This is a genomic window from Sphingobium fuliginis (assembly GCF_015074805.1).
Lineage (GTDB): Bacteria > Pseudomonadota > Alphaproteobacteria > Sphingomonadales > Sphingomonadaceae > Sphingobium > Sphingobium fuliginis.
Map to the genome: position 1 here is coordinate 1,047,874 of NZ_CP060036.1, position 22,948 is coordinate 1,070,821.

20 protein-coding genes are annotated in these 22,948 nt (G+C 65.4%); 11 read left to right on the plus strand and 9 right to left on the minus strand.

What is annotated here, in order from left to right:
* Window positions 1-14: 14 nt before the first annotated feature.
* The 4 genes from H5V43_RS20760 to H5V43_RS20775 are packed head-to-tail and all read right to left on the minus strand — an operon-like array spanning window position 15 to window position 4,408.
* Window positions 15-1,520: a CRTAC1 family protein gene (locus H5V43_RS20760; protein WP_025549476.1), complete on the minus strand. Its 1,506-nt coding sequence runs from the start codon at window positions 1,518-1,520 to the stop codon at window positions 15-17.
* Window positions 1,521-1,543: 23 nt separating this feature from the next.
* Window positions 1,544-2,845 (minus strand): MFS transporter, encoded by a 1,302-nt coding sequence (locus tag H5V43_RS20765; protein WP_025549475.1) that lies wholly within the window; start codon window positions 2,843-2,845, stop codon window positions 1,544-1,546.
* Between the two features lie 38 nt (window positions 2,846-2,883).
* The gene (locus H5V43_RS20770) at window positions 2,884-3,855 is read right to left on the minus strand and encodes a FecR family protein (RefSeq protein WP_025549474.1); all 972 of its coding nucleotides are present in this window, start codon (window positions 3,853-3,855) and stop codon (window positions 2,884-2,886) included.
* Window positions 3,815-4,408, minus strand: coding sequence for an RNA polymerase sigma factor (locus H5V43_RS20775; RefSeq protein WP_082166057.1), 594 nt, complete (start codon window positions 4,406-4,408; stop codon window positions 3,815-3,817). Before H5V43_RS20775 ends, H5V43_RS20770 begins: the two co-directional genes overlap by 41 nt.
* Window positions 4,409-4,589: 181 nt before the next feature.
* Between H5V43_RS20775 and H5V43_RS20780 the strand changes: the two genes are divergently transcribed.
* On the plus strand, window positions 4,590-7,418 hold the full coding sequence (locus H5V43_RS20780; RefSeq protein WP_025549472.1) for a TonB-dependent receptor: 2,829 nt from the start codon (window positions 4,590-4,592) through the stop codon (window positions 7,416-7,418).
* Window positions 7,419-7,490: 72 nt separating this feature from the next.
* Window positions 7,491-9,587 carry a penicillin acylase family protein gene (locus H5V43_RS20785; protein ID WP_025549471.1) on the plus strand — a complete coding sequence of 699 codons (2,097 nt, stop codon included), beginning with the start codon at window positions 7,491-7,493 and terminating at the stop codon, window positions 9,585-9,587.
* A gap of 93 nt (window positions 9,588-9,680) precedes the next feature.
* Here the strand turns inward: H5V43_RS20785 and H5V43_RS20790 are convergent, their stop codons facing one another.
* The 3 genes from H5V43_RS20790 to H5V43_RS20800 all read right to left on the minus strand — a co-directional run bounded on the left by H5V43_RS20790 (window position 9,681) and on the right by H5V43_RS20800 (window position 12,769).
* Entirely contained in the window at window positions 9,681-9,977 is a 297-nt protein-coding gene (locus tag H5V43_RS20790; protein WP_025549470.1) for a hypothetical protein, read from the minus strand.
* Window positions 9,978-10,233: 256 nt separating this feature from the next.
* Window positions 10,234-11,220, minus strand: coding sequence for an ABC transporter substrate-binding protein (locus tag H5V43_RS20795; RefSeq protein WP_025549469.1), 987 nt, complete (start codon window positions 11,218-11,220; stop codon window positions 10,234-10,236).
* A 640-nt stretch (window positions 11,221-11,860) separates the two neighbouring features.
* On the minus strand, window positions 11,861-12,769 hold the full coding sequence (locus H5V43_RS20800) for a LysR family transcriptional regulator (RefSeq protein WP_244968695.1): 909 nt from the start codon (window positions 12,767-12,769) through the stop codon (window positions 11,861-11,863).
* A 113-nt stretch (window positions 12,770-12,882) separates the two neighbouring features.
* Here H5V43_RS20800 and H5V43_RS20805 point away from each other — a divergent pair, with 113 nt between their 5' ends.
* Window positions 12,883-13,635 (plus strand): SDR family NAD(P)-dependent oxidoreductase, encoded by a 753-nt coding sequence (locus H5V43_RS20805; RefSeq protein WP_025549467.1) that lies wholly within the window; start codon window positions 12,883-12,885, stop codon window positions 13,633-13,635.
* Window positions 13,636-13,722: 87 nt separating this feature from the next.
* Here H5V43_RS20805 and H5V43_RS20810 read toward each other — a convergent pair whose 3' ends face one another.
* A complete protein-coding gene (locus H5V43_RS20810; protein ID WP_025549466.1) occupies window positions 13,723-14,457 on the minus strand; it encodes an SDR family NAD(P)-dependent oxidoreductase in 735 nt (244 codons plus the stop codon).
* 86 nt (window positions 14,458-14,543) lie between these two features.
* On the opposite strand from H5V43_RS20810, the gene H5V43_RS20815 reads away from it, so the two are divergent.
* The gene (locus H5V43_RS20815; protein ID WP_025549465.1) at window positions 14,544-14,915 is read left to right on the plus strand and encodes a winged helix-turn-helix transcriptional regulator; all 372 of its coding nucleotides are present in this window, start codon (window positions 14,544-14,546) and stop codon (window positions 14,913-14,915) included.
* Between the two features lie 84 nt (window positions 14,916-14,999).
* Here the strand turns inward: H5V43_RS20815 and H5V43_RS20820 are convergent, their stop codons facing one another.
* On the minus strand, window positions 15,000-15,140 hold the full coding sequence (locus tag H5V43_RS20820) for a hypothetical protein (RefSeq protein WP_197565247.1): 141 nt from the start codon (window positions 15,138-15,140) through the stop codon (window positions 15,000-15,002).
* Window positions 15,141-15,828: 688 nt separating this feature from the next.
* Here H5V43_RS20820 and H5V43_RS20825 point away from each other — a divergent pair.
* Genes H5V43_RS20825 through H5V43_RS20855 form a run of 7 tightly spaced genes read left to right on the plus strand, consistent with a single transcriptional unit; the run spans window position 15,829 to window position 22,830 of the window.
* On the plus strand, window positions 15,829-16,167 hold the full coding sequence (locus H5V43_RS20825; RefSeq protein ID WP_025549463.1) for a hypothetical protein: 339 nt from the start codon (window positions 15,829-15,831) through the stop codon (window positions 16,165-16,167).
* A 60-nt stretch (window positions 16,168-16,227) separates the two neighbouring features.
* On the plus strand, window positions 16,228-17,493 hold the full coding sequence (locus tag H5V43_RS20830) for a TolC family protein (RefSeq protein ID WP_025549462.1): 1,266 nt from the start codon (window positions 16,228-16,230) through the stop codon (window positions 17,491-17,493).
* On the plus strand, window positions 17,490-18,617 hold the full coding sequence (locus H5V43_RS20835; RefSeq protein ID WP_025549461.1) for an efflux RND transporter periplasmic adaptor subunit: 1,128 nt from the start codon (window positions 17,490-17,492) through the stop codon (window positions 18,615-18,617). Before H5V43_RS20830 ends, H5V43_RS20835 begins: the two co-directional genes overlap by 4 nt.
* A gap of 3 nt (window positions 18,618-18,620) precedes the next feature.
* Window positions 18,621-21,833: an efflux RND transporter permease subunit gene (locus tag H5V43_RS20840; protein ID WP_025549460.1), complete on the plus strand. Its 3,213-nt coding sequence runs from the start codon at window positions 18,621-18,623 to the stop codon at window positions 21,831-21,833.
* A gap of 52 nt (window positions 21,834-21,885) precedes the next feature.
* A complete protein-coding gene (locus tag H5V43_RS20845) occupies window positions 21,886-22,125 on the plus strand; it encodes a hypothetical protein (RefSeq protein ID WP_025549459.1) in 240 nt (79 codons plus the stop codon).
* A gap of 23 nt (window positions 22,126-22,148) precedes the next feature.
* Window positions 22,149-22,298: a hypothetical protein gene (locus H5V43_RS20850; RefSeq protein WP_165363373.1), complete on the plus strand. Its 150-nt coding sequence runs from the start codon at window positions 22,149-22,151 to the stop codon at window positions 22,296-22,298.
* A 58-nt stretch (window positions 22,299-22,356) separates the two neighbouring features.
* On the plus strand, window positions 22,357-22,830 hold the full coding sequence (locus tag H5V43_RS20855) for a YaiI/YqxD family protein (protein ID WP_025549458.1): 474 nt from the start codon (window positions 22,357-22,359) through the stop codon (window positions 22,828-22,830).
* Window positions 22,831-22,948: the final 118 nt, after the last annotated feature.

A 22,948-nucleotide genomic window follows, 5' to 3' on the forward strand; every position in this document is an offset into this window, starting at 1 on the left:
GGAACGGTCATGCGCTACCGTTCCCTGATCACGAGAGATTTGCCCAGATAGCGCGCCGGATTTACGTTACGCAGCGTCTGGACCTTGCGCCCCTCGCGAGCCATCCAGGTGACTTCCACCTTCACCGCTTCCATCGACTTCAGGCCGAAATGCAGGGGCGCCGCATTTTCCGAATTATAGCCGTCGCCGGTCGAAAGCTGGCGCGTGGCGAGGATCTTGCCCGCCTTGTCATACAGGCGCACTTCCGCCCCCATGCGGGTAAAGCACCCCTTCGCATCGAGTAGCGTGACGGACAGGCTGCGCTTGGCCGCCGCGCGATCCAGATCATTGTGGAACAGGAAATGTCCGCCCTGGCTGGTATAGCCGCGCATGACAGAGAGATCGAGCGCTCCATCCCGGTCATAATCGACCCACTGCACCCCATGGTCCCCGACGTTCAGCCTGGACTTTTCTGTCAGGACCTGGCGGAAGCCCCTGCCGCCTTCATTGTGGAACAGGCTGTCCCTGGGCTGCTGCTGATCGCGCGGGCCGTGGTAGGACGTGACATAAAGGTCGATGAAGCCGTCATTGTCATAGTCGCCCCAGGCGGCGCCGACGGCGTGATTGTCGATGGCGACACCCAATTCCTTCGCGACATTGGTGAAGCTGCCATCGCCATTATTATGATAGAGCGTATTGATGCCGTAATTGGGCACGAACAGGTCGAGAAAGCCGTCATTGTCATAGTCGCCGACGGCGCAGCCGACCCCGCCTTCCTCCTTCGACCGGCCCGGATTGTCCATGCCCAGTTGCGGGGCGACGTCGGTGAAGCTGCCGTCGCCATTGTTGCGCCAGAGCGCGTCCGCCGCGCCCGACTGGTTGGCGAGGAAGACGTCGAGAAAACCGTCGCGATCATAGTCGAACCAGCAGGCGCCCACCGTCGGCCGCGGGTCGGATATGCCCGCACCCTGCGAAACCTGCACGAACCTGCCGCCATCGTTGCGGAACAGGCTGTTGGGACCGATGCGGTTGGCCGCATAGACGTCGAGGTCGCCGTCATTGTCATAATCGACCCAGCTCGTCTGACGCGCTGAACGGTTGGGGATGGTAAGGCCCAGTTCCGGGGCGACATTGGTGAATTTCCGCCCGCCCTCATTGTGGAAGACAAGGCTCAGATCGCCCGGCATGGTGGCCCCGCCCAGCAGGTCGATCCACCCGTCGCCATCATAATCGCCCCATGCGACGCCCCGCATTTCCGGGCCGGAGGTCGGCAGGCCCAATTCCGGTCCGACATTCACGAAGCGGCCTTTGTCGTTGCGGTATAGACGGATGTCGCCGCCCTTCAACGATACGGCCAGGTCGAGATCGCCGTCATTGTCGAAATCCGCCCAACTGTTGGACAGCGAACCGGCAATGGCGAAATCGGCGGTCTGGACGGAGGTGAACGGCGGTTCCGCCGGCGCCGCGTCTTGGGCGACGGCGGGCTGGCAGAGCAGCATCGCCGGCAGGATATGGCACAGGGACGGGATCTTGGTCTTCATGGGGCTCCCCCTTCTTTCCACAGCTAGATGCGGCTGGTGTTGCGGGTATCGGGCATGCGCAGATAGACGATCAGCGAGACCCCGATCATGGCGGTGACATACCAGTAGAAGCCGCCCTCCATTCCGGCATGTTTCAGCCAGAGCGCGGCATATTCGGCCGTGCCGCCGAACAATGTGTTCGCCAGCGCATAGGGCAGCGCGACGCCCAGTGCGCGGATATTGGCCGGGAACAGTTCCGCCTTCACGATCGCGTTGATCGAGGTATAGCCGGTGACGATGACCAGTCCCGCCAGCACCAGCAGGAAGGCGCTGAAAGAGGAGGTCACCGTTTCCAGCGTCGTGAAGATCATCGTGGTGAACAGCACGCCGCCCGCCCCGAAGCCGATCAGCAAAGGCTTTCGCCCGATTCGGTCGGAAAGCCATCCGGCCATGGGTTGCAGCAGCATGTAGATGAACAGGGCCGAGGCCATGATGGCGGTCGCCGTCTGCCGGCCGAAGCCGGCGCTGTTCACCAGGAACTTCTGCATATAGGTGCTGTAGGCGTAGAAGGCGAGCGTACCGCCCGCCGTCAGCGCCATCACCAGCAGCACTTCGCGGGGATGGCGGCGAATGAGGTTCCATCCGCTCGATCGCGGCTGCTCCTCCACCGCCGCGCTCTGCTCGAACGCCTCGGTTTCCCTGAGGCCCCGGCGCAGGCGATAGACGCCCACCGCCATCAGCCCGCCAATGACGAAGGGCACGCGCCAGCCCCAGCTTTCGAGCTGATGTTCCGTCAGGGCAAGCTGGAGCAGCAACAGCACGCACAGGGCCAGCAACTGCCCCGCGATCAGCGTCACATATTGGAAGCTGGAGAAGAAGCCGCGCTGCCGCTGCTGCGCCATTTCGGAAAGATAGGTCGCGCTGGCGCCATATTCTCCGCCGATCGACAGCCCCTGCATCAGGCGCGCGAACAGCAGCAGCAGCGGCGCCATCACGCCGATCGACGCATAGCCGGGGATCGCCGCGATCATCAGCGAACCGCCCGCCATCAGCATGACCGACAGGGTCAGACCTGCCTTCCGGCCCCTTCGGTCGGCATAGATGCCCATGATCCAGGCGCCGATGGGGCGCATCAGAAAGCCCACGGCAAAGATCGCCGCCGCGTTCAGCAGTTGCGCGGTGCTGTCGTCCGAAGGAAAGAAGACGGGGGCGAAATAGAGGGTGAAGGCAGAATAGACGTACCAGTCATACCATTCGATCAGATTGCCGATCGACCCGCCCAGGATGGAGCGCAGGCGGTCCTGCCTGGACAGGCTGGCCGGCTGGAGAGACGAAACATGTTCCATCCCTGCTGATACGGACGGCCCGCCGCCTTCTGCTAATGCTATTCGGCGGACACCAATATAATCGAACTGTCGCTGCCGGGGACGGCGCGCACGCCGAAGCCGCTCTCCAGCGCCTGGACGAAATCCTGCGACCGGTCCAGCCGGAAGGCGCCGCCGATCCGCAGGCTGGCAATGGCGGGATCGCCAATCACCATGGGGTTGGAGCGGTAGCGGTTGAACTCCTCCACCGCCTGCGCCAGCGTATCGCCATCGAATTCGACCATGCCTTCCTGCCAGGCGATCCGCTGCTTCATCTTGGCCGGCTCGAGATGGGTGACGGCAATGCTGCCGCTGCGCACGGCGGCGCTGCGTCCGCTGCCGATCCTGCGGACGGCGGAGCCTCCGTTGCGCACCGCCACCATGCCCTCGATCACCGTCAATTCGGTGACGTCGGGACGCAGGCGCACGTTGAACATGGTTCCCACCGCACGGACCAGCGTGCCGTCGGCATTGACGATGAAAGGCCGCCTGGCGTCGTGGGCGACATCGAAGCGCGCCTCCCCCTTCAGCAATTTGATCGACCGGATGTCGTCCCGCAGGGCGACCTCGACCGAGCTGTTGGTATTGAGGTGAACCAGCGATCCGTCCGCCAGCTTGACCGTGCGGGTCTCGCCCAGCGCCGTGCGATAGCGGTCGACCGCACCCAGCAACCTGAGCGTCACTGTCGCCGCCACCCCTATCGATGCGGCGGCAGCGGCAAGGCCGACGAGCAGGCCCCGCCGCCCGATCAGCGGGACGGCGGCGTCCTCGGCGCCAGAAACCGATGGGACGGGGGCCGGTTGATCGTCCCCGCCGACAGGCAGCTCCTGCAACCGGCCGGTCAGTTCCCAGCCCGCCTCCGCCTTGGCGAAGGCGAAGCCGTGAGCGGGATCCTGCGCCACCCACGCATAGGCCTGGTCCCAGTCTTCCGCGGCGTCGCTTGCCCGCGCCTTAAGGTACAGACGAGCCGCTTCGGCCTCGATCGCCTGCATGTCCTCCGCGCTTCTGTAGCGACCAGCCAAATCCAGAACCCTCAAACTGCCCGATAGCCTGCATTATCTTCACGGCCGCCCGCGTCAAATGCTTGTCTACGGTAAAGACGGATAGCTCCATTTCCTCTGCTATGTCCTTGACCGATTTCCCGTGCACGCGGCGCAGGATGAAGGCCCGGCGGCATTGCGGCGGCAGCGTGTCCAGAATGGCCTGCAGATGACGCAGTTCGTCACGCGCCTGCAGCGCTTCCTCCGTCGAATTGTCGGCCTGCAGCACGTCGAGTTCGGCCACCAGTTCGAGCGAGACGATCTTTTCCCGCCTGGCCTCGTCGATCAGAAGGTTGCGCGCGATCTGGAACAGAAAGGCCTTTCCGCTATGCGCGCGGTGGATGTCGCCGCTCGCATAGGCGCGGGTCATGCATTCCGCGACAAGATCGTCGACATCGTGGCTGCGCGATACGACCCTGCGCAGCCGCGAACGCAAGGCGCCCTCATGCGGCAGGATGGCCTGCTTGAACCAATCCAGCCTCGCCCTGATCGATTCCACGTCCACGCTTGTCCCCTGTTCCTGTCGATACCTCCCTACGCTTTCGTCTCTTTGGCGGCGCAGCGGTCTTCATTCGATAGAATGAGCCTCGACGTCACGAAAATGAGATATTTTCAAGCGTCGTTAGCAGAAACGCGATCGGCCTCCGTATCCACCACTGACAATGCAAATTTTCACAGGGGGTACGATGACGCAGAATTTTCGGAACCTGTCGTTGTGCGCAACGGCGGCGCTCATTGCATGGAGCGCGCAGTCGGCGGCCGCCGCCGAACCGACGCAGTTCAAGATCCCGGCCCAATCGATGCAGACCGCGCTGACGCTCTTTGCCAAGCAGTCGGGCATCCAGCTTCTCTTTCCCTATGATCAGGTTGCCGGGCTGCACGCCCAGTCGGTGAATGGCAAGATGGCGCCCGACGTCGCGCTCCAGCGGCTGATCGCGGGGTCGGGTCTGAAGATCACATTGTCGAACAACAATGTCATGGCGCTGGCGCTGAGCGCCCGGGCGCAGAAGACACGCGCGGTAGAGGTCGCCAGCCTGGGCGTCACCGCCCTGCCCTTCGCCGTTCAGTCGGCCGGCGCAGGCCCTGCCCCTCAAGCCGGCGCCACGAGCACCGAAGAACCCGACGGTCCCGCCATCGTCGTCACCGGATCGCGCGGGCAGGCGCGCACCGTCACCGACAGCCCGACGCCGATCGACGTCATTTCCGGCGCGGACCTGACGCGGACGGGCAAGGCCGGCGTCTTCCAGGCGCTGAACACGCTGGTGCCATCCTTCAACCTGCCGGTGCGGGCCGGCGGCGCGACGTCCACGGTCATCGCGACCGGCGGTCTGCGCGGTCTCAATCCCGATCAGGCGCTGATCCTCGTCAACGGCAAGCGCCGCCACAAGACCTCGCTCATCAACGCGGTATCCACCCTCTACAACGGATCGGTCCCTTCCGACCTCGACATGATCCCGACATCCGCCGTCGATCATATCGAGGTGCTGCGCGACGGCGCGGCGGCGCAATATGGCTCCGACGCCATTGCGGGCGTCATCAACATCATCCTGAAGGACGACGCCAAGGGCGGTTCCGCGAACGTCACCGCCGGCCAGAATTTCGACCGTTCCGACGGCGAACTGTACCAGGCGGACCTGAACTTCGGCATGAAGCTGGGCGACAGCGGCTTCGCCAACCTCTCCCTCAACCTCAAGAAGCAGGAGATGTCGAACCGGGCGCTGCCGCTGGCCGACTGTTCGGTGACGGCGACGACCACCTGCCTCTATCCGCTGATCGGCGGCCAGCTCGACCCGCGCGATGCCGCAGCCGTGGACAAGGAGCGGATCGTGACCACCAGCTTCGGCGTCATGCCCTCCCGCAGCATCAATACCGCGCTCAACGCCGGCTACAACCTTGGCGGCGTCCAGCTCTATGCCTTCGGCACCTACAGCCAGCGGCGGTCGGATCTGTGGTATTCCTACCGCTATCCCAAGGACGTCAACAATGTGATGGCGATCTACCCCAATGGCTATCGCCCGCACGTCATGATCGACGAGGAGGATTTCGAATTCACCGTCGGCGCCAAGGGTGAACTGTCCGGATGGGACTGGGACTTTTCCACCGGCTACGGCCGCAACCGCGCCCGCCAGTCTTCCGAAGGCACGGTCAATCCCACGCTGGGCGCGCTCAGCCCCACCGAATTCTACATCGGCACGCTGAAGTCGTCGGAGTTCGTCACCTCGCTCGACCTGACGCGCGGCTTCGACGTCGGCGGCGGCAACCTCCAGGTGTCGGCCGGCGCGCAGCAGCGGCACGAGCGCTACCAGACCTTCGCGGGCGATCCGGCAAGCTATGCGGTCGGCACCTTCATCTCGTCGGGCATGACGCCCGGCGCGCAGAGTTCCGCCGGCTTCCAGCCCAGCGACGCCGCCTATATGTCGCGCGACAACTATGCCGTCTATGGCGATGTCGCCTGGGACCCCAGCAAGGACATCACCATCGGCGCGGCTGCCCGGTTCGAGCATTATGACGACGGCAGCGGCAATACGCTGATCTGGAAGGTGAACGGCCGTTATGCCATCGCACCGTGGATCGCCCTGCGCGCAGCGGCGAATACCGGCTTCCGCGCGCCGGCGGTGGCGCAGCAGATCTATACCCAGACGACCAACCAGTTCCGCACCGTCAACGGCGTGAACAACGTCCTGCTTCAGATCAAGACGCTGGCGGTGGACGATCCGGCGGCGGTCGCGCTGGGCGCCAAGCCGCTGAAGCCCGAAAAATCGTTCAACATATCGGGCGGCGTTGTGCTGACCCCCTTGCCGAACTTCAACCTGACGATCGACGCCTATCAGATCGACGTCGACGACCGCATCACCATCACCAGCACGCTGACCGGCACGGCGGTTTCCAACATCCTGATCGCCAGCGGTATTCCCGCATCGCAGGCCAATACCCTGTCGGCCCAATATTATACCAATGCCATCGATACCCGGACTCGCGGCATCGACATCGTCGCCTCATACAAACACAACCTGTTCGATGCGCTCGCCATGCAGTGGAACCTTGGCTACAACTACAACAAGACCAGGATCACCGACATCATCGACAACCCGTCGGAACTCAGCACGATCAGCTTCGAACTGTTCGACCGCGCCCGGCGCAGCAATATGACGACCAACCTGCCGCGCACGAAGCTGTCGATCAGCAATCTCGCGACGCTGGGCGATTTCACGCTCTCCTCCCGCCTGACGCGCTTCGGGAAGTTCCAGGTGTTGCAGAACGGCGTGACCAGCGGCGGCGTCACGACCTATCCGAACGACCGCAGCTATGGCGCGAAGTGGATCACGGACATGGAACTGGGCTGGCAGGTCACGCCGCTGGTCAACCTGGCCGTCGGCGCGAACAACCTGTTCAACGTCTATCCCGACGAAACCGGGCAGATCAGCGCCACGCTGGGCCAGGGCGCCTATCCCGGCACTTCGCCCATCGGCTTCACCGGCGGGTTCTATTATGCCCGTGTCGGACTGAACTTCTAACCCACCAGGACACTGATGCGCCGCCTTCCCACAGAGGCGGCGCATTTTCCGCGATGACAGGAGATGATGGCGATGCGCCACATGACGATCTGGCTGGCGGCGCTGGCCGCTTCCTCCGCAATGACTGCCTCCGTCGCCGCCCCTTCGGCCAAATGGGGCGGGGGCGAGATTTTGTGGGACAGCTTCGGCGTGCCGCACATCTATGCCAGGACGGAAGAAGGCGGCTTCTACGGTTTCGGCTATGCCCAGGCGCAAAGCCACGGCAATCTGCTGCTGCGCATGTATGGCGAAAGCCGCGCCCGGGCCGCGGAATATTGGGGGGCGAAATATGAGAGCCAGGATAAATGGCTGATCGCCAACGACGTTCCCGAACGGTCGAAATCATGGTTCAGGCAGCAGACCCCGCAGATGCGGAAGAACCTCGACGCTTTCGCCGCCGGGGTGAATGCCTATGCCGCCGCGCATCCCGACAGGATCGCGCCGGAGGTCAAGGTCGTGCTCCCCTTGACCGGGGTGGACATCATCGGTCATGCGCAAAGGCTGATGAACTTCGGCTATATCGCATCCGACCGGAAGGTGTTGAGCGATCCATCGATCAACGAAGCGGGCGGATCGAACGCCTGGGCTGTTGCGCCGTCCCGCTCGGCGAGCGGCAAGGCGATGCTGCTCGCCAATCCGCATCTGCCCTGGGCGCCAAGCCAGCTCACTTATTATGAGGCGCAGATCAATGCGCCGGGCCTTACCATTTATGGCGCCACGCAAGTGGGGCTGCCCGTGCTGCGCTTCGGCTTCAACAATGACCTGGGCTTCACCAACACCGTCAATACGATGCAGGGCTTCACCAGCTACAGGCTGACGCTGGAAGGCAGCGGCTATCGCTTCGACGGGAAGGTTCTGCCGTTCAGGTCGGTCACGAAAAGCTACAAGGTGAAACAGGCGGACGGATCGCTGAAAACCGTCAGCTTCGAACAGAAGAGCGCCGTGCAGGGCCCGGTCTTCACCCTGCCCGACGGCAAAACGACCATCGCGCTCAAGGTGGCCGGGCTGGACCGCCCCGGCGTGCTCCAGCAATATCTCGAAATGGGGAAGGCGCGAAACTGGGCCGGCTTCGAAAAGGCGCTGCGCAAGATGCAGGTGGTGATGTTCAACATCATCTATGCCGACCGTGCGGGCCATATCCTCTATCTCGACAACGGCCTGTTGCCCAGACATGCGAACGGCGACCTCAGCTATTGGTCCGCGCCCGTTCCCGGCGACACCTCCGCAACGCTGTGGAAGGATGTCCACAGCTATGACGACATGCCCAAGGTGCTCGATCCCGCCAGCGGCTTCGTGCAGAACGCCAATGATCCGCCATGGCTGGCCACCTGGCCCCGTGCGCTCGATCCCAGGGATTTCCCCGCCTATGTCGCGCCGGTGGGACCGATGAGCCAGCGTGCGCAGATGTCGGTCAAGCTGATGAGCAGTACGGACAAGATCGGCTTCGAGGATTTCGTGGCGCGCAAGGTGACGACGACATCGCTGATGGCGGAACGCTTGCTGCCCGATCTGCTGGCCGCCGCGTCGGCCTCCGCCGATCCCGATGTGCAGACGGCCGTGACGCTGCTCAAGGGTTGGGACCGTCGCTTCGAACCCGACAGCCGTGCTGCCCTGCTGTTCGAGACCTGGGCCGCTATCTTCGCGCCGAAGAATTTCACGGATCAATCCAACTATGCCGTCAAATGGACGCTGGACGATCCGCTGGAGACGCCACGCGGCCTGAAGGCCCCGGCGGCGGCGGTCGCCATGCTGAAGCAGGCGGTGGCGAAGACCAGGGAAGTCTATGGCGCGGTCGACCGGCCATATGGCGAAGTCTCGCGCTTCCATATCGGCGACGTGAACCTTCCGGCCAATGGAGGCTTCGGCAACACCGGCGTGTTTCGCACGATCACCTGGGGGCCGATGAAGAATGGCGAGCGCACGCCCGTCCACGGCGAAACCTGGGTGTCGATGGTCGAATTCGGCACGCCGATGAAGGCGGTGGGCCTGATGAGCTACGGCAATTCCAGCCAGCCGGGCTCCAAGCATAACAGCGACCAGCTCCGACTGCTGGCCGACAAGAAATTCCGCACATTGTGGATCGATCGCGCGGATGTCGAGCAGCATCTGGAGGAGAAGACCGCCTTTTGACGGTGGCCGGATCGCCGGGACATATATGTTGCGTCAGACCGCGACCAGGCCATCCGGCATGTCTTCGCACAGACGCAAGGCGCGGCGGGCCCGTTACTGCGCCGCGCCGCCTCCGGCGGTGTCGCTGTCGAAATCCTCGGGATTCCCGCCGCCGCCCGCGCCTGCACCGCTGCCTTCGACTTCGCCAACGCCCTCCTTCGGCCGCTTGCCCCGATTGTCAGTGCCCGCTGCGGGTGGGGTGCTGATGTCAGGCTTGCGGTCCGGGGTGAGATGTGAGCCGCTGCCGACAGCCCCATGCGGGTCTCGACCACCCGCTGCGGGCAGGTCGTCCACGGACGCGCCAGTCCCGTCAACCTGATCCTTGCCGTCGGGAATATGTTGGGGAATCATGGATCTCTCCTGTCAGCCGTAAAAGGAGCCAACTGGCGGAGAGCCTGCATGTTCCAGTGCCCGGCAGCAGCGGTGGCGGGCTTTGGCGGGAGCATAATGGCCGAGATGCCGACGCGAAGCCTTACGACCGTGTCGCGGCCTTACTGCTTTTCATGCATGACCACCGGCTTCCCTGGCGTCCTGCCGGAATGGCGAGCGCGATCGGCCTTTCCCACCCGGCGGCCTGAGGCGGCGGGTGGGTGGCGGACCATGATTTTCAGCCTCTTTTCGGTATGGAATCGTTAAATCTCGCGTCCCAGAGCGGTCGGACATCGACCGGCTTGGGCAGCAGCTTCTGCGCGAGGAAAAGGTCCGCCACCTGCTGCTGCGAGGCGATGGCCGCATCGGTGACGGGGCGCAGTTCGTAACTGTCGCTCTTGCGGCGGAACTGGTCCACCACATAATCGCGCGGAACGCCGATGTCCCTGGCGACGATGCCCGCCCATTCGGCTTCATTGGCCACGGCCCAGCCATAGGCCTGCTGCACCAGCGCCAGATATTGGCGGATGATCTGGGACATTTCCGCGTCGGCCAGCGCATCGGCATGGGCGCATACGAGATAGTTGCCCGACAGGATGCCGTAAGCGGTGCGCAATATCCGCGCACCCTCGGTCGCGATGGCCCGCTGGATCGGAAAGCCATAGATCGCCCAGGCGTCCAGCGCGCCTTGGGAAAAGGCCGCCGCGCCGTCGGCAACGCCCATGGCCACGGGCGTGATGTCGCCCCAGCCAAGACCCGCTTCCTCCAGCATCCGGATCAGGAAATATTGCGAGGTGGTTGCCCGCACATAACCGACGCGCTTGCCCCTCAGGTCGGCTATGGAACGCGCCTTTGATCCCTTGGGCACCAGAACCGCCTGATTATTGACGTCGCCGTGAAGGACGGCGATCTGACGGAAGCTCTGGATCGTAGAGGCGGCCGCGAAGATCGGCGGAATCTCGCTCATTCCTCCATAATCCAGCGACCCGCCGTTCAACGCCTCCACCACCAGATGTCCCGACTGGAACTCGCTATAGTGGATGTCGAAATCCTGCCGGGGGATGCCAGCGGCCTTGAACAGCAACCGCATGTCGGTCTCGCCCTTGCCGACGATCGCGGCGCGCAGCCGGGGCCTGTCGCGCCCGGCGCCACAGCCGGCCAGCAAAAGGCCGGACGCCGCGCCCGCCGCCAGAAAACCACGCCGCGACCAGCCCTCAGCGACCACCGGCGCTTTCCTGCTGCGGTGCGCGCTCGAAGAGGATCATATTCGGATCACGCAGAAATTCGCGGCGGGCGGCATCGCGCAAGCGAAGCCAGGAATCTATCAGGGCACGTAACGGCTTCATACTCATCCTTCCGGCATGGAATGGCCATTATCTATTTTAATGGTAGAGATTAGTCTCACAAGCAATGCTGGGGGACCTATTAGATTTCTTTAGCGCAGGACCGTGCCCTTTGAAGGAGCGGGCGACCCAAAGACGGCGATGAGGGAAGCCGGGCGCGCACCATGGGTCATGGAAGCGCCCGCCCCTTTCCCATGCCCCCATGACCACCGACAGGGGGCCGGCACTCCCAAAAAACTGGCCCGGCAGCCGAAGCCGCCGAGCCAAGGAGAAAGGCATGAAAGCCCTTCGGGTCGCAGGGCTGCTCTTGCGCAATCCACCCGATTCGGATTGTAAAAATCCGACATGAGGGCCGAGGACGCCGGACCGCCTAATCCATGTTGTTTGCGCATGATGCAGGGAAAGTTAGTGCGCCAGCGGTCACGAAGGAATCGGGTCGCACCGGTCCCCGCCCCGCTCGCCGGGGCGGGGATTTTCTGCGGCGGGATCGCCGGGGCGGAAACAGCCGGAACGCCAGGGCGATCACGGTTGCGCGGCCAGCATCCCCCGCGGGAAACCGGCGGCGAGATGGTCGATCCAGGCCCTGACCGCCGGGGGCAGGCCGCGCCGGGTCGTGAAGACCAGATGCACGATCCCTTGCACGCCGCGCCATGCGGGAAGGATATGCACAAGCTGCCCCTCCGCCAGCGCGGCATTGCAGATATGGTCGGGAAGCAGGGCGATCCCCAGGCCCTCCACCGCGGCCTTCCGCACCGCCAGCATGTCTTCGCAACCCAGCCGGGGCGCAAAGCGGATGGAATGCGAACGCCCGTCGTCGGTTTCCAGATGCCATTCGCTTTCATCGCCGGCATCGCTCGTACCCAGGCAGGGCAGATCGGCCAGTCCGGCAATATCGGCAAGGCGGCTCGCCCATTGCCGGCTGCCCACCAGAATGCGCGTCGATTTCCCCAATGAACGCATGGTGAGGGCCGCATCGCCCGTCAGCGTCGTGCGCACCCGCAGGGCGACGTCGATGCGTTCCTCGATCAGGTCCACGGCCCGGTCGGTCGCGACGATTTGAAGGCGGACCCCGGGATAGCGCCGGAGAAAAGCGGGAACCAGGTCCGAGACGATTTCGACGAGGCCGTTAGGGCAACTGAAGCGAACCCGGCCATGGGGTTCGGCCTGCGCCTGCATGACCAGTGCTTCGGCCTGTTCCACTTCGGCCAGGATGGTGCGGCATCGCTCATAAAAGGACTGGCCTGTGTCAGTGACGCGGAAGCGGCGGCTGGACCGCTCGATCAGCCGAAGCCCCAGACGCTCCTCCAGACCGGCGATGCGGCGGGACAGTTTCGACTTGGGTTCGCGCAGGGCGCGGCCGGCCGCCGCGAAACCGCCATGGGCCACAACCTGCGCGAAATAGGCATAGTCATTGAGATCAATCTTCATCATCGTTCCTCTTAAGGAACGCTAAGTGCCATTTCTGCCGACTACAAGCCTTATCGTCCCGAATCTATCTCCATCGGGCAAAGGCGATCCTGCCGAAATGCTCAAGGAGACAGACGATGACGGACAAGTTCGACAACAAGGTGGTGGTGATCACGGGCGGCACGAGCGGCATCGGGCTGGCCACGGCGAAGGCCTTTGCCGGGGAAGGCGCATCGGTGTTCATCACCGGCCGCCGTCAGGATGCGCTCGATGCGGCGGTCCGGTCCATCGGCGGCAGGGTGACGGGGGTTCGCGGCGACATGGCGGACCTGGCCGACATCGACCGGCTCTACGACGCGGTACAGCAGGACCATGCACAGATCGACGTCCTCTTCGCCAATGCGGGCGGCGGCGAGTTCGCCCCGCTGGGCGCGATCAGCGAGGACCATTATCAGCGGACCTTCGACACCAATGTGAAGGGCGCGCTGTTCACCGTGCAGAAGGCCTTGCCCTTGCTGAAGGACGGCGCATCCATCGTCCTGACGGCCTCCACCACCAGCGTGGCGGGCACGCCGGCGCTGAGCGTCTATTCAGCCACCAAGGCCGCCGTGCGCAATTTCGCCCGCAACTGGATATTGGACCTGAAGGACCGCCGCATCCGCGTGAACGCGGTCAGCCCCGGCGTGACCGAGACCGCCGGCCTCAATGAACTGTTCGGCGGCGGCGAACAGGCGGAAGGAACCAAGGAATATCTCGCGGGACTGATCCCGGCCGGCCGCGTCGGACAGCCGGAGGAAATCGCCAGGGCGGTGTTGTTCCTCGCCTCCGACGAGGCGAGCTTCATCAACGGGATCGAACTTTTCGTGGACGGCGGGCAAGTGCAGATCTGAAAGGCCCGCTTGCCGGACGGCGCCGGCCCCCCCGGGGGGGGGTCGGCGCCTGTTCCTGTCAAGACCCCGATGACGCCCGGCGCCCGCTCATATCTGCGCCAGGCCGCCGTCGACGAACAGCTCGCCGCCGGTCATGAAGCTGCTGTCTCCCGACGCGAGGAACGCCGCGGCGGCCGCAATCTCCGACGGATCGCCCAGGCGCCCGAGGGGCGTTGCTTCACCCAATGCCTCGAAAGCCTCCCTGCCGACGACGTCGAGCGCCAGATCGGTGAGCGTCGGCCCGGGCGAGAGCACGTTCACGCGAATGCCGGTGCCCTTGAGGTCCAGCGCCCAGCTCCTTACCAGATTGCGGACGGCGGCCTTGGAAGCGCTGTAGACACTGAAGCTGGGCGTTCCCATTTCTCCGGTGGTCGAGCCGGTCAATATGATCGCGCCGCCATCCCGCATCAGTGGCAAGGCCTTCTGCACCGTGAAGATCGCGCCCTTCACATTGACGTCGAACGTGCGGTCATAATGTTCCGGGGTGATTTCGCCCAAAGGCACCAACTCGCCGGTGCCTGCATTGGCCACCACGATGTCGAGCTGGCCCCGCCGCGCTTCCACCGCGGCGAACAGCCGGTCGAGATCCTCAGGGCTCGTCACCGATCCCTGCACGGCGACCGCGTTCCCGCCAAGCCGGGCGACGGCCGCATCAAGCGCTTCCTGCCGACGTCCGAAGAGGAAAACGAAAGCGCCCTCCTCCACGAAACGCTGCGCCGTGGCGAAACCGATGCCGCTTGCGCCGCCCGTCACCACCGCCGTCTTGCCATTCAATCTCTTCATCTTCGCGTCTCCTTGTTCAGGTGATGCGTAGCTGGCGAGGCACATTCCTATGGACAAGTATGCACCTTTTGGTAAGTATCAAAAATATGTCCGAGCAACCATCCTGCATGCCGGGCTTCTCCTGCGGCCTGGACGCCACCCTCAAGGTGATCGCCGGCAAGTGGAAGCCGTTGATCATCTACTTCCTGCTGGAAGCGCCCAATCGCTATGGCGAACTGAAGCGGGCCGTGCGCGGCGTGAGCGACAAGGTGCTCATCCAGCAGCTCAAGGAACTGGAGAGCGACGGCATCGTCGTCCGGACGGACTATAGGGAAGTGCCGCCCCGGGTCGATTACTCGCTGACCGCACTGGGCCGCAGCCTGGCCGATGCCCTGGCGCCCCTGTCCAATTGGGGCGCGGAACATATGGAGGAAGTCGCCCGCGTCTTTGCCGAGCGTGACAAATGGCGGCGGGGCTAGGCGATTCCCGAGGGGCGAACCGCCCCGGACTGCCACATGGGTCGTGCTTCCACAGGCGGAAGCCGGTGCCGCCGCTCCATCCGCCTAGGCCAGGAAGCGATCGCTTTCGGCAACGAAGTCCTCGATTTCCTGGAACAGGAAGCCATGCCCGGTCTCGGGACAACGGACCAGCTTGGCGTTCGGCGCCTGTTGCGAGAGGACATAGGATGGTTCAGGAGGAGCCATGCCTCTATCGGGAGAAGATCTTCTCCACGCTCACAAGGCGGGTCGACGGTTCAAAGTCGTCGTTTAATCCTCCAAACTTGCCTCGCTTCGTGCGGCGGTGGCCTGCGGCATCGAGATAACGGCGCATTCGCGCTTCTTCGCGGACAATTCGACACCCGGCTTCACCGGCTTGCTGCCGGCCCTGCCAGCCATCTCCTACGAGGTTGCCCTTTCCTCCAAGCCCTCACAACGCGCCCGGCAACTGGCGGACCGCATCAGGGACATGCTCCGGCTCAGCCCGCTGCAGGAGGATGCCATGACCGCAGGCCGGCATGTCCGGAAGCCGGACCATCGCTCCCCTTCCCTGTCAGTCCTGTCGAACCTTCTGGACGATAGCAGGCGTATAGGCAGGCCAGCGGCAGATCGCCTGCAAACGCGTGCGCTGGAGGAACAACATGCCTGACGGAGACCCCTGATCATAAGCCTCAGGCCGACAAGCCTCACCCCCGCACCGGTTGACGGTGCTTCGCGTCCCGCGCTCCGCTTCAACGAGGCAGTAGCCGTCAAAACATAGCCGCTTCCTCCAGGAAATGAGGCGCCCGCATGGCGGAATCGTCGCTCGAATATCCATCGCCATGCCGAAAAACGCGCTGCGGGGTAGCGTTCTCCCCTTGCAACCAGCCCGAAAATGCTCGTTAAAGGCAGGCGCATGAACCGGCTGCTCGCCCTATTCGCCTGTCTCGCGCTGGCGCTGTCCTTTACGACGGCATCGGTCGCGCATGCGATGGAGCCGATCGATTGCATCGACGCAGAAGGACCAGCGGCTGCCGAAACGCATGACGGCGGCGATGCGGGACAGACGTCCGGCGATACCGACCGCGCCTATCCTCACCAACATGGGGGATGCCATGGGCATCATGTCGCGGCCGCTGTCGCCATGTCGGAAATCACGTCCGGTCCGGTCCATCGGATGGTGAAGCTGCGTTGGACGCCCACCATCCATGGCGCCGCACCTCCGCGGAGCGAGTTGAGACCGCCGATCGCCTGACCACTGCCGCCCGGCCTGCGCATCGCGCAGGCGGTCATCCGTTGTCAGGAGTTTCCGAACATGAACCGTTTGCTGGCGGCGTTGCTTGCCGCCACCTCACCCCTATCCGCCGCGCAGGCGAAGTCCGCGCCGACGGCCGAAGCACCGCCCGGCCTGACGCTTGAGCAGGCGCTCGATCTCGCCAGCGCCACTGCCCCTTCGCTGGACGCGGCGGGGGCCGGCGTCGATGCAGCCAGGGCCGCGCAGGCAGCGGCCGGTCTGCGGCCGAACCCCATCCTCACCGTCGAAGCCGAGAATGTGGCCGGCACCGGCCTCTATTCGGACACGAAAAGCCTGGAGGCCACGACTTCGCTGGCCCTCCCGCTGGAACTGGGCGGAAAGCGATCGGCCCGGCTTGCCATCGCGGCCGCCCAGCGCGATCGCGCCTTCATCGAACAGGCGGTTGCGCGGGTCGACCTGCGGTTCGCGGTGACGCGGGCCTATGCGGAGGCCGCGGCGTCGGAGCGGCGGCTGGCGAATGCGCGCGACCAGCTTCGGATTGCCGGGGAAGGCTTGCATGCCGCTCATGTCCGCCTGCGTGCCGGCCGCGCCTCGCCCATGGAGGTGCAGCGCGCCGAGCTGGCCAGGATCAATGCGCAGGCCGCTCTCGTGCGGATGGAACGGTCGGCGGAAACGGCCCGCTTCATCCTGGCCCAGCGAATCGGGCAGGCGATCCCCGGCGCTCTCGACGCAGGCTGGTTCGACCGCATCGGCACAGCCCCCGGCCCGTTGCAGCCCCTGGAGCTGACAGAGACGCTGGCGCTTGCCGCCGCCAACGCCGATCTGGCGGCGAGCAGCGCGCAGGTGCGGCTTGCCCGAACCCAGCGCATTCCCGATCTGACGGTGGGCGCGGGCGTCCGCCGACTGGAAGCGACCAACGACAGCGCAGCGCTTTTCAGCCTGTCGCTGCCCCTCCCCTTCCTCAACGGCGGCAAGGCGGCGGTCGGGCAGGCCCTGGCGGAGCAGCGTCGCGCCGAAGCCCAGCGGCGAGCCACCGCGCAGGAGGTCGCCCAGGCGATAGCCCAGGCGCAGGCCGAGGCCGCGAACGCCGCCATCGGCGCGGAGACGGCGACCGGACCCGCCCTTGCGGCCGCTGAGGAAGCCGCCCGCATCGCCCGCATCGGCTATCGCGAGGGCAAGTTCAGTCAGCTCGACCTGCTCGATGCCGAACGCACGCTCACCGAAACGAAGGCAGCCGCCATAGAGGCGCTGCTCGCCTATCACAATGCACGAGCGCAGCTGGAGCGATTGACCGCTCGCGCGCCGGATCAGGGAGACGATCGATGAACCTCCTCCAGCGGACCGTCATGGCCGCAATCCTGACATTCACGGTCGCCGCCTGCGGAAACCAGCCTGCCGAAGAAAGCCATGCCGAAGGGGAGGCGCATGCCGGCGGGGAAGGGCTGATCCGCCTCACCGCGCAGCAGATCGCCGCCGCGGGCATCGAACTCGCCCGGCCCACCCCGGGTGGGGCGGGCGCCATCACCCTGCCCGCCACCATAGAGGGCGATCCGCAGGGGACGCAGGTGGTTTCCGCCGCGATCGGCGGGCGCATCGTGGCCCTCAGCCGCAATCTGGGCGAATGGGTGCGCAAGGGCGACATGCTGGCGGTGATCGAAAGCCGCGAGATCGCCTCGCTCAAGGCGGAGGCCGAAGCGGCGCAGGCGCGGCTGGCGCTCGCCCAATCCAATTTGCGGCGGGAACAGCGCCTGTTTGCCGAACGGGTTTCGCCCGAACAGGATCTGGTCGCGGCACGCACCGCCGCGACGGAGGCCGGGATCGCGCTGCGCCTCGCCCGGCAGCGGATTGCGGCGTCAGGGGGCGGGGGCGGTGGGCTCAACCGGCTGGGCATCGCCGCACCGATCGGTGGCCAGGTCATCACCCGCACCGTGACGCTGGGGCAGATGGTCGCCGAGGATGCCGAACTCTATCGCGTCGCCAATCTCTCTAAACTGGCGGTCCGCCTGTCGCTTTCCCCTGGCGATGCGAGCCGCGTCCGGCCGGGCGCGCGGGTGGACATCACCGCGCCGGGCCGCAGGACCAGCGCACGCATCGGCTTCGTCTCTCCGGTGCTCGATGAGAGCACGCGCCTCGTCCCCGTGCTGGCCATTATCGACAATCGCGGCGGCCAGTGGCGTATCGGCGAACCCGTCACCGCCGCCATCGCGGTGACGGGCGAATCGGGCGGCATGACGGTGCCGTCCGGCGCGGTCCAGACGGTCGAAGGGCGGCCCTCGGTCTTCGTCCGCACAGCCCAGGGGTTCAGGGCCGTGCCGGTCACTACAGGCCGGCCAGGCGGCGACGCGGTCACGATCCTGTCGGGCCTGACCGGGCGCGAGCAGATCGCCGTCGCCAACAGCTTCACTCTCAAGGCCGAGCTCGGGAAGAGCGAAGCCACGCATGAGGATTGAACCATGATCGGGCGTATCGTGACCTTTTCGGTCGAGCGGCGCTGGTTCGTGCTGCTCGTCACCCTCATCGCGGCCGCGATCGGCGGCTGGGCGCTCAGCCGCCTGCCCATCGACGCGGTTCCCGACATCACCAACAACCAGGTGCAGGTGAATATCCGCGCGCCCGCGCTGTCGCCCGAACTGGTCGAAAAGCAGGTCGCCTTCCCGATAGAGACCGCGCTGGCGGGGGTGCCGGGGCTGGAATATACAAGATCGCTGAGCCGCAATGGCTTCGCCCAGGTGACGGCGGTCTTCACCGATTCCACCGACATCTATTTCGGCCGCGCCCAGGTTGCCGAACGGCTGCGCAGCGCGGAGGATAGCCTGCCGGACGGCGTCACGGCTGAAATGGGCCCGATCGCCACCGGCCTTGGCGAAGTCTATATGTGGACGGTCCATCTGGCCCATCGCAAGGATGATCGACACTCGCCCGGCGAACCCGGCATCCAGCCCGACGGCAGCTATATCACGCCGGAGGGCGAGCGGCTGGTCGGCCAGTCCGATCAGGCGACCTATCTGCGCACGGTGCAGGACTGGATCGTCGCCCCGCTGCTCAAGAACACGCCAGGCATCGCCGGCATCGATTCCATCGGCGGCCATGTGAAGCAATATCAGGTCGCGCCCGATGTCCAGCGGCTCGCGGCGCTGAACCTGAGCCTCAACGATCTGGCGACCGCATTGGAGGAGAATAACAGCGCCGTCGGCGCGGGCGTCATCGACCGCAACGGCGAAGGGCTGACGGTGCGGTCGGATGCCCGCATCCGCAACGCCGACGATCTCAGCCGAACGGTCATCGCGACGCGGGAAGGCGTTCCCATCCTGCTCCATCAGGTCGCGACGGTGCGGACCGGCCAGGCGCTGCGGATGGGGTCCGCATCCGAGAACGGACGGGAGGTCGTCGTCGGCACCGCGGTCATGCGGATCGGGGAAAACAGCCGGGCCGTTGCCTCCGCCGTCGCCGGGCGACTGGACGAGATCAATGCCTCATTGCCAACCGACGTCATCGTAGAGCCCGTGCTGGATCGCACCGCGCTGGTCAACGCGACGATCGGCACGGTGGCGAAGAACCTGTCCGAAGGCGCGCTGCTCGTCATCGTCGTGCTGTTCGCCCTGCTCGGCAATTTCAGAGCCGCGCTGATCGCCGCGCTGGTCATCCCCATCACCATGCTGCTCACCAGTTTCGGCATGCTGCGCGGCGGTGTCTCGGCCAATCTCATGAGCCTGGGCGCGCTCGACTTCGGGCTCATTGTCGACGGGGCCGTCATCATCGTGGAAAATGCCCTGCGCCGGATCGCCGAGCACCAGCATGACAGTGGCCGGACGCTGAACCCTGAAGAAAGGCTGTCGGCCGTAGCCTTGGCCGCGCGCGAGATGATAGGCCCGTCCGTCTACGGCCAGGCGATCATCATCCTCGTCTATGTCCCGCTCCTCACGCTGGACGGGGTGGAGGGCAAGACCTTCACGCCGATGGCGATGACGGTCATCCTCGCGCTCGGCTTCGCCTTCATCCTCTCGCTGACCTTCGTTCCGGCCATGTTGGCCCTGCTGCTGTCGAAGCCGGTCGAGGAGAAGGAGGGGCGGATCATGTCCTGGCTGAACGCACGCTATCGGCCGGGGCTGGAAGCGGCGATGCGCCGGCCCAGCCGGACGATCGGAATCGGGGTCGCGGCATTTCTGGCGGCCATCGCCGGCTTTTCGATGCTGGGGCAGGAATTCCTGCCCCAGCTCGACGAGGGCGACATACTCGTCCAGGCGGTCCGCGTTCCGGGCACTTCGGTCGACCAGAGCCAGGCCATGCAGTTCGCGGTCGAACGCGTCGTCGCGGGCGAGCCCGAAGTCCGCTTCGTCTTTTCCAAGACGGGCACGGCCGAGCTTGCTTCGGACCCCATGCCGCCCAATGCGACCGACACCTTCGTCATCCTGAAGCCCCGCGCGCAATGGCCCGACCCCCGCCTCGCCAAGGCGGATCTGGTCGAACGGCTGGAGCAGCGGCTCGCGAAGCTGCCGGGCAACGCCTATGACATCACCCAACCGATCCAGATGCGCTTCAACGAGCTGATCGCGGGGGTGCGCGGCGACATCGCCATCAAGGTCTTCGGCGACGATGTCGACCAGATGAGCGGCACGGCGGATCGCATCGCCGCCGTGCTGCGGCGGACCCCGGGCGCCACCGACGTGCGGGTGGAACAGACCGAAGACCTCCCCATTCTCGACGTGCAACCCAATCGCGATGCGATGGCGCGGCTGGGCATCAGCGCGCGGGTGTTGCAGGACATATTGGCCGCCGCGGTGGGCGGGCGCGACGCGGGCATGATCTTCGAGGGCGACAGGCGCTTTGCCGTCACGATCCGGCTGGGCGAGGAGGCGCGAACCGATCTGGAGACGCTGGGCCAGGTGCCGGTGCCCACTCCGGCGGGTGCCTTCGTGCCGCTGGCAAGCGTCGCCCGGATCGCGCTGGTCGACGGCCCGAACCAGATCAGCCGCGAAAACGGCAAGCGCCGCATCGTCGTGCAGGCCAATGTGCGCGGGCGCGCCGTGTCCGGCGTCGTCGCGGATGTACGGGCGGGGATCGCGCGGGACGTGCGGCTGCCCGCCGGCACCTATCTCCAATGGGGCGGCCAGTTCGAAAATCTGGCATCGGCGCGGGAACGGCTGCTGCTGGTCGTACCGGCCTGCTTCGCGCTCATTCTCCTGCTGCTCTACGGGGCGCTCGGCAGCGTGCGGGACGCCGTGATCGTCTTCACCGGCATCCCTCTCGCGCTGGTCGGCGGCGTTCTGGCGCTGGCGCTGCGCGGCATGCCTTTCTCGATCTCGGCCGCGGTGGGCTTCATCGCCCTGTCCGGCATCGCCGTGCTCAATGGGCTGGTCATGGTGACGTCGATCCAGGACCTGATGGCGCGCGGCATGGATCGCGGCAAGGCAGCCTGTGAAGGCGCCCGGGCGCGGCTGAGGCCGGTGGTCATGACGGCGCTGGTCGCCTCGCTCGGCTTCGTGCCGATGGCGCTGGCGACCGGCCCCGGGGCGGAGGTGCAAAAGCCGCTCGCCACCGTGGTCATCGGCGGCCTTGTTTCCGCAACCTTGCTGACCCTGTTCCTGTTGCCGACGCTCTATGCCCGCTTCGGCCGGCGGGTCGGGTCGGCTGCGCCGGGACAGGAGGAAATGGCGGCCATCTCCTGAAAGGGGAATGCCCGCTCCCCCGGCTTGCTGCCGGGGGAGCGGGAGAGATTTCATGTCGCAGGTGGAATCCTTGGCACTTGCGGGCTCCGCCGCAGTTCCCAGCGATAAGGAGGATGCCGTGCCGGACCAGATCGTTTCCATTGGCCTGCTGACAGCGAAAGACCTTGAGCTTCTCGGTCAAGGATTCCGGCGGCACTTTCCCATACAGGATGACGACCTCTTCAAGGACCTGCTCGCGAAGCTGGATGAACTGCCGGCGCGGCCCGAGCCCCGCGCCAAAGACAGGCGATGAGCGGGCGACGCAGAAGGCTTGGCATGGGCCTGCTGCTGACGGCGATCCTGTTGAGCATTGTCGTCATCGTCGGCCTGATGATCCATTCAAGCATCGACGCGCCCGATCCGGCGTCGCGACCCCCCACGGGCGCCATGCCGCCGGAGGGCGAACCGATGCGCCCGGCGGATTAGATCACGCATTCATCCCGCCTTGCGCGGCGCCCATCAGGCGGTGCATGGAGCGGCAGCCATGTCCCAGACCAAAACGCCCAACATCCTTATCGATGCCGACGCCTGCCCGGTGAAGGAGGAGACCTACAAGGTCGCCTGGCGCCATGGCGTGCCGGTCATCGTCGTCAGCAACAGTCCCATCAGGGTGCCGGCGCATCCGCTCGTCTCCCGCATCGTTGTGGGCGAGGGCTTCGATGCGGCGGATGATTGGATCGCCGGGCATGTGGACGCCGGCTCGATCATCATCACCGCGGACATCCTGCTGGCCGACCGATGCCTGAAGGCTGGATGCGGTGCAGTGATCGCGCCCACGGGCAAGCCCTTCACCCTTGCCTCCATCGGCAATGCCGTGGCGGTACGGGCGATCAAGGCGGACTTGCGCGCCGGCATCCTGGCGGACGGCGTCGGCGGACCAGCGCCGTTCGCGAAGGCCGACCGGTCCCGCTTCCTGTCCGCCCTGGACGAAGCGGTCGTCCAATTGCGGCGGCGGTAAGACCAAGACCTGGAGCAGGGCCCGAAACCCGACCGCGCCCTAACCTGCGTCATCGATGGGACAGGATCGCCCGGCGCCCGGTCGCGTTTGATGAGGCGCAGGTCGGTGATCGGCTCGC

Bases quoted from the DNA above. Each gene is read 5' to 3' on its own strand.
- H5V43_RS20790 (WP_025549470.1), bottom strand. From the start codon at position 9,977: ATGATTCCCCAACATATTCCCGACGGCAAGGATCAGGTTGACGGGACT.
- H5V43_RS20805 (WP_025549467.1), top strand. From the start codon at position 12,883: ATGACGGACAAGTTCGACAACAAGGTGGTGGTGATCACGGGCGGCACG.
- H5V43_RS20845 (WP_025549459.1), top strand. From the start codon at position 21,886: ATGTCGCAGGTGGAATCCTTGGCACTTGCGGGCTCCGCCGCAGTTCCC.
- H5V43_RS20825 (WP_025549463.1), top strand. From the start codon at position 15,829: ATGAACCGGCTGCTCGCCCTATTCGCCTGTCTCGCGCTGGCGCTGTCC.
- H5V43_RS20835 (WP_025549461.1), top strand. From the start codon at position 17,490: ATGAACCTCCTCCAGCGGACCGTCATGGCCGCAATCCTGACATTCACG.
- H5V43_RS20800 (WP_244968695.1), bottom strand. From the start codon at position 12,769: ATGATGAAGATTGATCTCAATGACTATGCCTATTTCGCGCAGGTTGTG.
- H5V43_RS20850 (WP_165363373.1), top strand. From the start codon at position 22,149: ATGGGCCTGCTGCTGACGGCGATCCTGTTGAGCATTGTCGTCATCGTC.
- H5V43_RS20830 (WP_025549462.1), top strand. From the start codon at position 16,228: ATGAACCGTTTGCTGGCGGCGTTGCTTGCCGCCACCTCACCCCTATCC.
- H5V43_RS20765 (WP_025549475.1), bottom strand. From the start codon at position 2,845: ATGGAACATGTTTCGTCTCTCCAGCCGGCCAGCCTGTCCAGGCAGGAC.
- H5V43_RS20770 (WP_025549474.1), bottom strand. From the start codon at position 3,855: ATGCAGGCGATCGAGGCCGAAGCGGCTCGTCTGTACCTTAAGGCGCGG.
- H5V43_RS20810 (WP_025549466.1), bottom strand. From the start codon at position 14,457: ATGAAGAGATTGAATGGCAAGACGGCGGTGGTGACGGGCGGCGCAAGC.
- H5V43_RS20780 (WP_025549472.1), top strand. From the start codon at position 4,590: ATGACGCAGAATTTTCGGAACCTGTCGTTGTGCGCAACGGCGGCGCTC.
- H5V43_RS20785 (WP_025549471.1), top strand. From the start codon at position 7,491: ATGCGCCACATGACGATCTGGCTGGCGGCGCTGGCCGCTTCCTCCGCA.
- H5V43_RS20820 (WP_197565247.1), bottom strand. From the start codon at position 15,140: ATGGCTCCTCCTGAACCATCCTATGTCCTCTCGCAACAGGCGCCGAAC.
- H5V43_RS20760 (WP_025549476.1), bottom strand. From the start codon at position 1,520: ATGAAGACCAAGATCCCGTCCCTGTGCCATATCCTGCCGGCGATGCTG.
- H5V43_RS20855 (WP_025549458.1), top strand. From the start codon at position 22,357: ATGTCCCAGACCAAAACGCCCAACATCCTTATCGATGCCGACGCCTGC.
- H5V43_RS20840 (WP_025549460.1), top strand. From the start codon at position 18,621: ATGATCGGGCGTATCGTGACCTTTTCGGTCGAGCGGCGCTGGTTCGTG.
- H5V43_RS20815 (WP_025549465.1), top strand. From the start codon at position 14,544: ATGTCCGAGCAACCATCCTGCATGCCGGGCTTCTCCTGCGGCCTGGAC.